Origin of the sequence: Enterobacter sp. SECR19-1250, assembly GCF_013391025.1 — a bacterium.
Taxonomy (GTDB): Bacteria; Pseudomonadota; Gammaproteobacteria; order Enterobacterales; family Enterobacteriaceae; genus Enterobacter; species Enterobacter cloacae.
In genome coordinates this window covers 8,672-21,104 of record NZ_JACASJ010000089.1, presented here as the reverse complement: position 1 = coordinate 21,104, position 12,433 = coordinate 8,672, and the positions used below count along the sequence as shown (strand labels likewise).

Annotated in this window: 12 protein-coding genes and 1 tRNA gene; 9 read left to right on the top strand and 4 right to left on the bottom strand. The window is 52.2% G+C overall.

What is annotated here, in order from left to right; translation table 11 throughout:
* Both HX884_RS27015 and dkgB read left to right on the top strand, forming a co-directional pair.
* Positions 1–209, top strand: a 209-nt coding sequence (locus HX884_RS27015; RefSeq protein WP_204371124.1) for a hypothetical protein, incomplete at its 5' end; no start/stop codon positions are given.
* A 1-nt stretch (position 210) separates the two neighbouring features.
* The gene (gene dkgB / locus HX884_RS19740) at positions 211–1,014 is read left to right on the top strand and encodes a 2,5-didehydrogluconate reductase DkgB (RefSeq protein WP_020686296.1); all 804 of its coding nucleotides are present in this window, start codon (positions 211–213) and stop codon (positions 1,012–1,014) included.
* Between the two features lie 29 nt (positions 1,015–1,043).
* On the opposite strand, the gene yafC is transcribed toward dkgB, so the two are convergent.
* Positions 1,044–1,949 carry a DNA-binding transcriptional regulator YafC gene (gene yafC / locus HX884_RS19735; RefSeq protein ID WP_013095682.1) on the bottom strand — a complete coding sequence of 302 codons (906 nt, stop codon included), beginning with the start codon at positions 1,947–1,949 and terminating at the stop codon, positions 1,044–1,046.
* Positions 1,950–2,053: 104 nt separating this feature from the next.
* Between yafC and HX884_RS19730 the strand changes: the two genes are divergently transcribed.
* From HX884_RS19730 to HX884_RS19720, 3 genes are all read left to right on the top strand, one after another.
* A complete protein-coding gene (locus HX884_RS19730; RefSeq protein ID WP_029882849.1) occupies positions 2,054–3,229 on the top strand; it encodes an MFS transporter in 1,176 nt (391 codons plus the stop codon).
* Between the two features lie 137 nt (positions 3,230–3,366).
* Positions 3,367–4,164 carry an endonuclease/exonuclease/phosphatase family protein gene (locus HX884_RS19725; RefSeq protein WP_038420885.1) on the top strand — a complete coding sequence of 266 codons (798 nt, stop codon included), beginning with the start codon at positions 3,367–3,369 and terminating at the stop codon, positions 4,162–4,164.
* A gap of 76 nt (positions 4,165–4,240) precedes the next feature.
* Entirely contained in the window at positions 4,241–5,014 is a 774-nt protein-coding gene (locus tag HX884_RS19720; RefSeq protein WP_013095685.1) for a class I SAM-dependent methyltransferase, read from the top strand.
* 49 nt (positions 5,015–5,063) lie between these two features.
* Here the strand turns inward: HX884_RS19720 and mltD are convergent, their stop codons facing one another.
* Together mltD and gloB are read right to left on the bottom strand one after the other, a co-directional pair.
* Entirely contained in the window at positions 5,064–6,428 is a 1,365-nt protein-coding gene (mltD, locus tag HX884_RS19715) for a murein transglycosylase D (RefSeq protein ID WP_178328679.1), read from the bottom strand.
* A 68-nt stretch (positions 6,429–6,496) separates the two neighbouring features.
* Positions 6,497–7,255, bottom strand: a complete 759-nt coding sequence (gene gloB / locus HX884_RS19710) for a hydroxyacylglutathione hydrolase (RefSeq protein WP_178328678.1) — start codon at positions 7,253–7,255, stop codon at positions 6,497–6,499.
* A 32-nt stretch (positions 7,256–7,287) separates the two neighbouring features.
* On the opposite strand from gloB, the gene HX884_RS19705 reads away from it, so the two are divergent.
* A complete protein-coding gene (locus HX884_RS19705) occupies positions 7,288–8,004 on the top strand; it encodes a class I SAM-dependent methyltransferase (RefSeq protein WP_178328677.1) in 717 nt (238 codons plus the stop codon).
* Here the strand turns inward: HX884_RS19705 and rnhA are convergent, their stop codons facing one another.
* Complete coding sequence (rnhA, locus tag HX884_RS19700; RefSeq protein WP_178328676.1) at positions 8,005–8,472, bottom strand: ribonuclease HI; 468 nt, start codon at positions 8,470–8,472, stop codon at positions 8,005–8,007. It lies immediately after the preceding gene.
* Positions 8,473–8,536: 64 nt separating this feature from the next.
* Here rnhA and dnaQ point away from each other — a divergent pair, with 64 nt between their 5' ends.
* The 3 genes from dnaQ to HX884_RS19685 form a co-directional block, all read left to right on the top strand.
* Complete coding sequence (gene dnaQ / locus HX884_RS19695; RefSeq protein WP_114519528.1) at positions 8,537–9,268, top strand: DNA polymerase III subunit epsilon; 732 nt, start codon at positions 8,537–8,539, stop codon at positions 9,266–9,268.
* 130 nt (positions 9,269–9,398) lie between these two features.
* A tRNA-Asp gene (locus HX884_RS19690) sits at positions 9,399–9,475 on the top strand.
* Positions 9,476–9,953: 478 nt separating this feature from the next.
* A partial coding sequence (locus HX884_RS19685) for an Ig-like domain-containing protein (RefSeq protein ID WP_256737175.1) occupies positions 9,954–12,433 on the top strand: 2,480 nt, incomplete at its 3' end.

The following is a 12,433-nucleotide window of genomic DNA, read 5'->3' as shown; positions in this document are numbered from 1 at the left end:
GCCTGTCACGCAGGGGGTCGCGGGTTCGAGTCCCGTCCGTTCCGCCACTTATTAAAAGCCCTGAGTTAACGCTCAGGGCTTTTTTCTTATCTGCTTCCCAATTATTGCTAAATCAGCAAAAATCCTCTGCGTTTTACGACCTTTTTCAGCATAACGCCAGCAGCGATAATCTTCCTCAGTTAACGAACATTACGAATAACGAGGAATGACATGACTATCCCTGCATTAGGCCTGGGCACTTTCCGCCTGAAAGACGACGTTGTTATCGCATCGGTCAAAACCGCCCTTGAGCTTGGCTATCGCGCAATTGATACCGCGCAGATATATGAAAATGAAGCTGCGGTTGGCCAGGCGATTGAAGAAAGCGGTGTACCGCGTAACGAACTGTTTATCACCACCAAAATCTGGATCGAGAACCTCAGTAAAGACAAACTGATCCCAAGTCTGAAAGAGAGCCTGAAGAAGCTGCGTACTGACTATGTCGATCTGACCCTGATCCACTGGCCATCTCCGAATGATGCCGTTTCTGTAGAAGAATTCATGCAGGCACTGCTGGAAGCGAAAGAGCAGGGCTTAACCCGTCAAATTGGTATTTCGAACTTCACCATTCCGCTGATGGAAAAAGCCATTGCTGCCGTTGGCGCAGAGAACATTGCCACCAACCAGATTGAGCTCTCCCCTTATCTGCAAAACCGCAACGTGGTGGCGTGGGCCAAACAGCACGGCATTCACATCACTTCTTACATGACGCTGGCATACGGTAAAGCGCTGAAAGATGAGGTCATTGCACGTATTGCAAATAAACATAACGCAACGGCTGCACAGGTGATCCTGGCCTGGGCGATGGGTGAAGGTTATGCCGTTATTCCATCTTCAACGAAGCGTGAAAACCTGGCCAGCAACCTGCTAGCTGTGGATCTCCAGCTGGATGAAGAAGACAAAAAAGCGATCGCTGCCCTGGAGTGCAACGATCGCCTGGTGAGCCCCGAAGGTTTAGCGCCAGACTGGGATTAATATTGACTTACCCTCTGTACGCTTAACCCTCACACAGCTCCTTCGGGAGCTGTTTTTATATGCTCGCTCAGAAAGTCGATAAAGGCACGGATACGCGTGCTCACCGCTCTGTCACTGTAGTAAACCGCACTGAAGGGCATCTCTACCGGCAGACGCTTGTCCGCCATTAACTCCACGAGATCACCGCGCGCAATTTCTTTATCAATCATGTAATCAGACAAACAGGCGATCCCGTTTCCTTCAAGACACAACTGCTTCAGCGTTTCCCCGCTGTTGGACGACAACCCGCAGGTGATCTCATGCAACTGACCGTCAGGGCAGGCGACAGGCCAGGTATTCAGTGATACCGGCTCGGTGAAACCCAGACACAGATGCTGCTTCAGCTCTTCAACGGTTTCAGGTTTGCCGTGTTCAGCGATGTATTGTGGTGAGGCGATGATTTTACGGTAGCTGGCAAACAGAGGACGCGCGCGCAAGCTTGAGTCCGTCAGGGTTCCCGCCCGGATCGCCACATCGACTTTACGTTCGATAAGATTGATAAAGGTCTCGGAGGAGACCAAAGAGAGCGTCATCTCCGGATAGCGTTCACGGAAAGGTTTAATCAGCGGCATCAGAAAGTGCAGAACTACCGGTGTGGCCGCATCAATACGCAATAGCCCACGCGGTGTGCTGCGCGTTTCCATGATCTCGGTCTCTGCTGCAGCCATCTCCTGTAAGACAGACTGCACCCGGCGGAAGTACCGTTCACCTTCTTCCGTCAGGCTCAACTGCCGCGTCGTGCGGTTGAGAAGACTCACCCCAAGCTTCATCTCAAGCTTTTTCACCGAGCGGCTTACAGCAGAGTTTGCCTGCCCTAACTGCTCTGCCGCGCGGCTAAAACTGCCACTTTCGACGACGGCGACAAAGATTGTCAGCTCTTCCGAGGTTGCTTTCATTGTTGCACCACCTGCAAAATTCTATTGAGATTTTGACCATTTTTGTTATTTAACCACTGGCGCATACTGCCTGTCATCTTAATCCTGATGATACGGAGTATTTTATGCCACTGGCGCTACTTGCCCTGACGATCAGTGCTTTTGCAATTGGCACGACCGAATTTGTTATCGTAGGACTGGTTCCTACCATCGCTAACCAGCTTGCTATCTCATTACCTTCAGCCGGGCTGTTGGTCTCCATCTATGCTTTGGGTGTCGCTGTCGGCGCGCCCGTCCTGACGGCATTAACCGGGCGATTCCCGCGTAAGCAACTGTTGGTCGCGCTGATGGTGCTCTTCACGGCTGGCAATATACTGGCCTGGCAGGCGCCGGACTACACGACGCTGGTCATTGCCCGCCTGCTGACTGGCCTTGCTCATGGGGTGTTCTTCTCGATTGGCTCCACCATTGCAACCAGCCTGGTACCCAAAGAGAAAGCCGCATCAGCCATTGCTATTATGTTTGGCGGATTGACCGTCGCACTGGTCACCGGCGTACCATTAGGGACGTTCATCGGGCAACATTTCGGCTGGCGTGAAACCTTCCTCGCCGTTTCTTTACTGGGCGTGATTGCACTGGTGGCCAGTCTGCTGCTGGTACCGTCGAATATTCCCGGCCGTACAAGTGCAAGACTGAGCGATCAGATTAAGGTGCTCACACATCCTCGTTTGCTGCTCATCTATGCCGTTACGGCGCTGGGCTACGGCGGCGTGTTCACGGCATTCACCTTCCTCGCTCCAATGATGCAGGATCTGGCCGGCTTCTCTCCTGCAGCGGTAAGCTGGATTTTACTGGGGTATGGTATCTCTGTGGCGATTGGCAACATCTGGGGAGGTAAGCTCGCGGATAAGCATGGTGCTGTACCAGCGCTTAAGTTTATCTTCGCGGCACTGGTGATTCTGCTGATGCTCTTCCAGTTCACGGCATCGATTCAGTACGCCGCGCTGGTAACGGTACTGGTCATGGGCATCTTTGCCTTTGGTAATGTACCCGGCCTGCAGGTCTACGTGGTACAAAAAGCCGAACGCTATACACCAAATGCGGTGGATGTGGCTTCTGGTCTGAACATTGCCGCCTTCAACATTGGTATCGCGATCGGTTCCATCGTTGGCGGGCAGACGGTGGAGCACTTTGGATTAACCCAAACCCCGTGGATTGGTGCCGTTATTGTGCTCGTTGCCTTCCTGCTGATTGGTCTGAGCGGACGCCTTGATAAACCCTCTCGCGTAGCGCTTGGTTAAACCTCAGTAAGTGCTTGCTTACAAAACTGGAAAGAGGTTTCTCAGTAATTGCGTTGAAAGTGTGACCTAAAATCCCTATAACATTAGAACCAGTCCGTTTTCCGGGCTGGTTCATGTTACAGAGGTTGTTTCCAAAAGTGCGAAAAAATACCTATGCCATGCGTTATGTTGCCGGAATGCCCGCGGAGAGGATCTTGCCTCCCGGGTCGTTTGCGAGCCTCAGCCAGGCATTACCTGCCGGTACACCGTTAAGCAGCGATGAAAAAATTCGGGTGCTGGTATGGAATATCTTTAAACAGCAGCGCGCGGATTGGTTATCCGTCCTCAAGAACTTTGGTAAAGATGCCCATCTGGTTCTGCTGCAGGAGGCGCAAACCACGCCTGAGCTGGTAAGGTTTGCGACCACTAACTATCTCGCCGCCGACCAGGTGCCCGCATTTGTATTGCCGCAACATCCCTCTGGCGTGATGACCCTTTCTGCCGCGCATCCGGTTTACTGCTGCCCGCTGCGCGAACGCGAGCCTATCCTGCGACTGGCAAAATCGGCGCTGGTGACGGTCTACCCACTGCCTGACACGCGGCTACTGATGGTCGTGAACATCCATGCGGTAAACTTCAGTCTGGGCGTGGATGTGTATAGTAAGCAGTTACTTCCTATTGGTGACCAGATAGCCCATCACAGTGGGCCTATTATTATGGCCGGGGATTTCAATGCCTGGAGCCGTCCACGCATGAACGCGCTGTATCGCTTTGCGCGGGAGATGTCGCTGCGTGAAGTTCGTTTTAGTGATGACCAGCGCAAGAAAGCGTTCGGTCGTCCTCTCGATTTCGTTTTCTATCGTGGTTTGAGCGTGCATGACGCCTCTGTTCTGGTCACTCGCGCCTCCGATCACAACCCGCTACTAGTGGAATTCAGTCCCGGCAAACCTGATTAACACGGTGAGTCAGGTCTGCCGTGGGGCAGGCCGGTTGAGTGCTGCCCTTTACTTTAACCAACGCAAGGACAGTACAATGACAACAACACACTCTCATCACGACAACGTCGAAAAACAGTTTGGTTCCCAGGCAAGCGCCTATCTGACCAGCGCCGTTCATGCTTCCGGCCGCGATCTGGTGCGTCTCGGCGAGCGTCTCTCGGCGTTCCCGCAGGCGACGGTGCTGGATTTAGGCTGTGGAGCAGGGCATGCCAGCTTTACTGCAGCGCAGCATGTGGCTCAGGTTACGGCGTATGATTTATCCAGCCAGATGCTGGAGGTGGTGGCGGAGGCGGCAAAAGCCAAAGGGCTCAACAATGTCGATACGCGCCAGGGCTATGCCGAATCCTTACCTTTCGAAGAGGCGTCGTTTGACGTTGTTATCAGCCGTTACTCCGCGCACCACTGGCACGATGTCGGCCAGGCATTACGGGAAGTCAAACGCGTGCTGAAGCCGGGCGGAACCGTCATCATTATGGACGTCATGTCTCCGGGTCACCCTGTACGGAACATCTGGCTGCAGACGGTTGAAGCGCTGCGTGACACCTCGCACGTGCAGGATTATTCCAGTGGGGAGTGGTTAACGTTTATTACTGAGGCCGGTTTAATTTCACGTTCACTGATAACCGATCGCTTACCGCTGGAATTTAGTTCGTGGATCGCCCGTATGCGCACCCCGGACGCGTTAAGCCAGGCCATCCGGTTGTATCAGGACAGTGCTTCCTCAGAGGTGAAGGCCTACTTTGAATTGCAGGATGACGGTTCGTTTACCAGCGATACCATCATGGTTGAAGCGCAAAAAGCGAAGTAAAAAAAAGCACCGAGGGGAATCGGTGCCTTTTTATCTTTGTATCGTGTAATCAGGAGTCTGGCGTGGCGCTGTTTTTCACAAACAGTGTCAGCTGGTCGCCTGGTTGCAGATTGTCAGTATCATTATTCCAGCGCATCACATCCTTAATGTTCACGCCGTGTCGTTTTGCGATACTGGACAGTGAATCGCCTTTACGCACGCGATAGGTAATGCTATCGCTGTTATTGGCGAGACGCTGTGCGCTGCTACCCGCACCCACCGTCAGTGTCTGACCCGCTCTCAGGCCTGAGCTGCGCAGGTTATTCCACTGCTGCAGATCTTTTGCTGTCACGCCAAGACGTGATGCAATGCCCGAAAGCGTATCACCGCTACGAACCTTATAGCTGCGGCTGTTGACTGATGATGCATCCGCAATCAGCGTTGACTGAACGGCGGCAATTTCACCAGACGCTAAAGACTCACGTAATTGTTCAGCATGTTTCTGCGGAACCATCACATACTGTGGGCCACTCGCCCCCAGCGTTGAGCCTTTAACACCCGCGTTAAAGGTTTTCAGTTTACTTACCGACATACCCGTCATATCGGCAACCTGTTGAATATCAACCGGGTTGCTGAGGCGAACGCGCGCCAGTGCACGACTTTCGTCTGGTGTTGGCAGTTGTACACCGTAACGCTTGCTGTTTTTGAGAATATCACTCAACGCCAGCATCTTCGGTACGTAAATCTTCGTTTCCTGTGGCAGTGAGAGCGACCAAAAATCGGTGGATTTACCCCGTGCTTTATTCGCTTTCATTGCCTTCAGTACACGACCTTCGCCACTATTATACGCCGCAACCGTTAACAACCAGTCGCCGTCAAACATCTTGTTCAGACGTTGCATCATGTCGAGAGCGGCTGTCGTGGAAGCGACAACATCGCGACGCGCATCATAGTTACGGGTCTGTTTCAAACCGTAATTTCGCCCCGTGCTCGGAATGATCTGCCAAATACCTGCGGCATTGGCACCAGACGTCGCGTGTGGGTCAAAAGCGCTCTCCACTATGGGTAGGAGTACCAGCTCCATAGGCATGTTACGTTTCTTAACTTGCCCGGCTATCCAGTACATATACGGCTCTGCCCGTAACGTTACATCGTGGAGATAGCTCTTATTTCTTAAATACTTCTGTTTCTGTTCGCGAATCCGGCTGTTTTCCGGAATTCCCATCTTTAGCTCGTCGCCAATAGAGGTCCACAAGTTTTGATCCTGCGCGAAAGATGTCCCATCGTCCAACCAACGCGCTGAGCTTGTAAACTTCCCTGCTTCCCCTTGACCAGCTGCAGAAAGGCTCTGTGCGTGCTGTTGTACGTTGCTGCCGTTCTGCGACTGGCAACCAACAAGCAGGACAGAGGCGAGTAAGATCGCTTTTGCCTTCATGTGTGTGTCAATAGTTGCTTAAAAGACGAGCGATGATAACGGCGAAATTTTGAAAAGGCAACCCGCAATTATCTGAAGTTATCTTTCTTTGACCTTAACCATGCAAATCGCTGTTCTGGTTGTTGCAATTTTGTTTCTTGGTTAATTTTATTAATTAAATCAATGTCATCTGTTCTAAGAAATAAATTAATTTTACGCTCGTTTTTCAGAATTACGGGTAGTGTTTTTTGGTTTTTTGCACGTAACTCCTTCACTTTCAGATAGTAATCCTGAATCGCACGATCCTCAGGTAAAATGCTGGCAGAAAACTTCATATTTCCTAATGTATACTCATGCGCGCAACAAATTACAGTATCGTCAGGCAGGGCATTAATTTTTTGTAAAGATTGGTACATCTGGGCTGGCGTGCCTTCAAACAGTCTGCCACAGCCGCCAGAAAACAGCGTATCGCCACAAAACAGATAAGGTTTGCTGTAGAAACACAGATGTCCCAAAGTGTGACCTGGTGTAGCAAATACGGAAAACTCCCACTCACGTATGAGGATATTTTTGCCTTCTTCGACTACTTGCGTGATTCCCTTATCTTGTGCCTCTGCCGGTCCGTAAACCACCAGATGCGGGAACCGGGCGCGCAGCTCAGGCACACCGCCGGTATGATCGTGGTGATGGTGGGTCAGGAGGATGGCTTCAGGCTGCCAGCCGTTCTCTTTTATTGCCTGCAGAACCGGGGCGGCCTCTCCGGGGTCGACAATGACGCATCGACGCGCGTCATCGACTAAAACCCAGATGTAATTGTCCTCAAAGGCAGGAATACTGATAAGATTCATACATTACCTCTTATAGCGTGGCGGGTGTTTTGATGAAACCGGCAAGGATACCTCAGACTGTCGCAGCACCGGAACGTTGGGCGGAATGGCCCTGGGGTGAATACTATCGCGAGGCGTTAGAACTACAGCTTAAGCCCTGGCTCGCGAAAATGTATGGCTTTCACCTGCTTAAGATTGGCAATCTCAGCGCGGAAATCAATACCGAAAGCTGCGCTATCTCACATCAGGTCCATGTCTCTCTCGGCGGATCGCCCGTTCAGGTGAAGGCAGACCCTTTACATCTGCCGTTTGCGGAAAAGTCGGTTGATGCGTGCCTGCTGGCGCATACGATACCCTGGTGCAGCGATCCTCATCGCATGCTGCGTGAAGCCGATCGCGTGCTGATAGATGACGGCTGGCTGGTGATAAGCGGGTTTAATCCGCTGAGCCTGATGGGGCTACGCAAGCTGGTGCCCGTATTACGCCGCACTCCTCCTTATAACAGCCGGATGTTCACCATGATGCGCCAGCTGGACTGGCTTTCGCTGCTGAATTTTGAAGTGCTCAGCTACGGCGGATTTCAGGTACTGCCCTGGGCCAGAAAAGGGGGCGTTTTGCTGAGTACCCATTTGCCCGCATTAGGCTGCATGCAGTTTATCGTTGCGCGTAAGCGAACCATTCCCCTGACGCTTAACCCGATGAAGCAGAGCAAAACCAAAACGCCGATCCGCCAGACCGTGGGGGCCACGCGGCAGTACAGAAAACCGTAATCAGGATTCAGGCTGATAGCCCGCGTCCTCATGTGCCGGGTTAGCGGCCGCCGTCCGCGCCAGTTCATCGCAGCGCTCGTTTTCCGGGTGGCCGGCATGGCCTTTTACCCATTCCCACTTAATATTATGCTGGCCCAGCGCCGCATCCAGCCGTTTCCAGAGATCGACATTCTTGACGTGCTTCTTATCTGCCGTCTTCCAGCCGCGTTTTTTCCAGTTGTGGATCCACTGGGTGATCCCCTGGCGCACGTACTGGCTGTCGGTACTGAGCACCACGTCACAATGTTCTTTTAAGGCTTCCAGCGCCACGATGGCCGCCATCAACTCCATGCGGTTGTTGGTGGTCAGGAAATACCCTTCACTAAAAGTTTTTTCGTGCTGACGATAGCGCATAATCGCGCCATAGCCGCCAGGCCCTGGGTTACCGAGACAAGATCCATCGGTGAAAATTTCTACCTGTTTACGCATCTCTGGTAGACTTCCTGTATTTGAAACGTTCAGTTAAACGATAAGTCTGACATAAATGACCGCTATGAGCACTGCAATTACTCGCCAGATTGTTCTTGATACCGAAACCACCGGTATGAACCAGATCGGCACGCACTACGAAGGGCACAAGATCATTGAGATCGGTGCTGTTGAAGTGGTGAACCGTCGTCTGACGGGGAACAACTTCCACGTCTATCTCAAACCCGATCGGCTGGTGGATCCCGAAGCGTTCGGCGTTCATGGTATTGCCGATGAGTTCTTGCTGGATAAACCGACCTTCGCGGAGGTGGCGGACGAATTTCTGGACTACATTAAAGGCGCAGAGCTCGTCATTCACAACGCCTCGTTCGATATCGGCTTTATGGACTACGAGTTTAGTAAGCTCCAGCGCGATATCCCCAAAACGAACACCTTCTGCAAGGTCACTGACAGCCTGGCGCTGGCCAGGAAGATGTTCCCCGGCAAGCGTAACAGCCTCGATGCGCTCTGTTCACGTTATGAAATAGACAACACCAAGCGAACGCTGCACGGGGCATTGCTCGATGCCCAGATCCTGGCGGATGTCTATCTGGCGATGACCGGCGGTCAAACGTCAATGAAGTTCAGCATGGAGAATGAATCTCAGCAGACGCAGGGCGAAGCGGGAATTCAGCGTGTTGTTCGCCAGGCCAGCCGCTTGCGGGTTGTTTTAGCGAGTGATGAAGAGCTTCTCAACCACGAATCTCGTCTGGATCTGGTCCAGAAGAAGGGCGGAAGCTGTATGTGGCGTGCGTAAGGCATGCCAGAATGCCTGTAAAATCACCGTTCGGGTGATTTTTGCAGCAAACGATTTAAAACGTGAGAAAAAGCGTTGACGAGTTCAGAGGCAAACCGTAATATGCGCCTCGTTCCAAAGGGAACACAGCGGAGCGGTAGTTCAGTCGGTTAGAATACCTGCCTGTCACGCAGGGGGTCGCGGGTTCGAGTCCCGTCCGTTCCGCCACTATTCAGGCCCACGTTATTTATAACGTGGGCCTTTTTCATTTCTGCGTTTCCTCAATCCTGAATTTCTCTCGTCTACCCGGCCCGCTGCTGTCGTCACGCGGTGAACGGCTGAGTTCCTGTTTAATTGATTTTTAATTAAAAATCTCATTCTGTTATTTTTATTAAAATAATCAATTTGATTTATTATTCTTTTCGTGTAAGTTCTTAACCGCTAATTATTCTTTTCCTCCTCCTTCCTTGTTCACTCATTAATAGCTTTTTGATGTCAACTATTCCTAATGCGGCGTAGACCGTTGCGTGGTTTTTTCCTACCCATATAAAGAGGTCAGACATGATAGTTTTAAGCATCATGTCGATGAACCCTGTGGACATGAATTATCTCAGAAAGGTTTCAACGTAAGGTAGTTCAGGGTGTATCAACAAAAAAGTTTATATATCCACAATTTAGTGAGTGAAATTCACCAAGGACTTTAAGTATGACGGACAATAAAGTCATTTTAGCGGTCAATAACGGAGACGGAAAAACTCGGTTGTTGACCGCAGATGCAGGCCGGACGGTTAAGGTAAAACTTATCCCCGGCAATAAATATTTATTGAAGAATATTAACGACGACTTCGCTCCAGAAAATATTACGCTGCAGCGCGTAGACAAGGCGCTGCACATTATCCAGGAAGGCGATACACAGCCAAGCATAATTATTGAAGATTACTTCAATGGTGATCCTAACAACCCGGTGCTGATGGGCATGGCGGAAGATGGATTACTCTACGCCTATGTTCCTCTGTCGGGCGAAAGCTACGACACCGGCTATCTGATGGCTGACGGCAGCATGTCTCCTGTGGCGTTAGGCGGAGAACCGTTAGGCGCGGGTGGGCCTCTTCTGACGGCCCCGGATGACGACAACGACATGCTGTTTGGCATGCTGGGATGGTTTGCACTTGCGGCGGCGGGTGTAGGGGCTGCTTTCGCGCTGTCTGAGATGGACAAGGACGACGGCGATAACCACTCCACGCCTGATAAGCCGAGCATCGGCACCACAATGGATGATGAAGGCTCAATCAAAGGCCCGTTAAAATCAGGTGATACGACCGATGACTCAACGCCGACGCTGACTGGTAAAGGTAAGCCTGGTGACACCATCCATATCTACGATAACGACAAAGAGATTGGCTCCGTTATCGTTGATGATGAAGGCGAGTGGAGCTATACGCCTGATAAGCCACTGGGCGAAGGCGAGCACGAGCTGACCGTCGTGGAAAAAGATCCTGACGGCAACGCGAGTCCTCCATCAGACCCGATTGTCATCGTCGTTGATACGGTTGCGCCAAAAGCGCCGACGATTGAACACATCATGGACAAAGTGGGTAAAACCACCGGTGAAATTCATGATGATGCTTACACCGACGATCCACAACCAGAAATGAGCGGCACCGGTGAAGCTGGCGCAACGATCGCGATTTACGATAACGGTAAAAAGATCGGCGAAACCACCGTTAACGAGGATGGCCGTTGGTATTTCAAACCGTCCGAAAACCTCACTGACGGTAGCCACAGCATCACGGTCAGCCAGACGGATAAAGCGGGTAACGTCAGCGAACCGTCGGATGAGCGTGATTTTATTGTATTGACTGAACCTCCGGGAAAAGCAGAAACGCCTGAGGTGATTGACAATACCGGTCCGGTAACCGGTCCGCTCAAACCGGGCGATGTGACGGATGACAGTCAGCCTTCTTTCAGTGGAGAGGGAACACCGGGCAATACCATCATTATCAAAGACAATGATAAAGAGATCGGCTCGGTTATCGTCGACGACGAAGGTAAATGGTCATTTACACCTAAGGATGAACTTGCCGAGGGTGAACATAATGTCGTGGTCGTTGAGGAAGATCCGCTCGGCAATGAAGGCGATCCTTCCGATCCGATTCAGATTATTGTGGATACCACGCCGCCAGCCAAACCGGATATGGCCGATGCCCAGGATAATACCGGGCCGATTACGGGCCAGCTGAAAGGTGGTGACGTCACGGATGAAACCCGTCCGGTATTCAGCGGTAAAGGCGAACCGGGCGACACCGTGACCATTTATGATGGTGACGAGGTGCTTGGCACAACCGTTATTGACGATAAAGGCAACTGGACGCTGAAACCAGAGAAACCGCTGGGTGAAGGCGATCACAGCATCACCGTTACGCAGACGGATAAGGCGGGCAATACCAGCGACCCCTCGGAAGCGCTGGAGTTTGAAGTTGACACTACCGCGCCTGATGCTTCAGCAAATGTTCTGAATATTACCGCCGTCGCGGATGACGTAGGCGATCGTCAGGGCAATGTAGCCAGCGGTGACATCACCGATGACAGCAAACCGCTCATCAGTGGTATCGGTGAAGCCGGGAACACCGTCTTTGTCTACACCACCGACTCTTCCGGCAAACACCTGATTGGTACAGCGGTGGTAGGCAGTGATGGCACCTGGAGCCTGACACCAGAAACCCCACTGACGGAAGGCCTGAACAAGCTGACCCTGGAGACGCAGGACCCGGCGGGCAACCGCGTTGCCGGTGAAGCGCCGTCTTACGATATCAATCTGCTGATCCCGGTGAGTACTGCACCGTCCATCAACAGCGTTGTGGACAACGCCGAGCCGCACGTCGGTCCAATGCAGAAAGGCGAATCCACCAACGACACCACCCCAACCCTGAGCGGCAGCGCTGCACCGGGCGACGTTGTGTCTATCCTCGACAACGGGAAAGTGATTGGTACCGTCACGGCGGACAGCAACGGGAAGTGGGCGTTTACCCCGGATACTGCGCTGGCGGATGGCAAGCACACCTTCACCGTCACGGCGACTGACGCAGCGGGCAACGCGCGCACCAGCGGCAGCTTCCCGATCGTGATCGATACTGCGGCACCGTCTCCGGCAGAAAATATCGTTATCAATGATAACGTGGGCGACAA

Coding starts and splice junctions, on each gene's coding strand:
- dkgB (WP_020686296.1), top strand. CDS start 211: ATGACTATCCCTGCATTAGGCCTGGGCACTTTCCGCCTGAAAGACGAC.
- yafC (WP_013095682.1), bottom strand. CDS start 1,949: ATGAAAGCAACCTCGGAAGAGCTGACAATCTTTGTCGCCGTCGTCGAA.
- HX884_RS19730 (WP_029882849.1), top strand. CDS start 2,054: ATGCCACTGGCGCTACTTGCCCTGACGATCAGTGCTTTTGCAATTGGC.
- HX884_RS19720 (WP_013095685.1), top strand. CDS start 4,241: ATGACAACAACACACTCTCATCACGACAACGTCGAAAAACAGTTTGGT.
- mltD (WP_178328679.1), bottom strand. CDS start 6,428: ATGAAGGCAAAAGCGATCTTACTCGCCTCTGTCCTGCTTGTTGGTTGC.
- gloB (WP_178328678.1), bottom strand. CDS start 7,255: ATGAATCTTATCAGTATTCCTGCCTTTGAGGACAATTACATCTGGGTT.
- HX884_RS19705 (WP_178328677.1), top strand. CDS start 7,288: ATGAAACCGGCAAGGATACCTCAGACTGTCGCAGCACCGGAACGTTGG.
- rnhA (WP_178328676.1), bottom strand. CDS start 8,472: ATGCGTAAACAGGTAGAAATTTTCACCGATGGATCTTGTCTCGGTAAC.
- dnaQ (WP_114519528.1), top strand. CDS start 8,537: ATGAGCACTGCAATTACTCGCCAGATTGTTCTTGATACCGAAACCACC.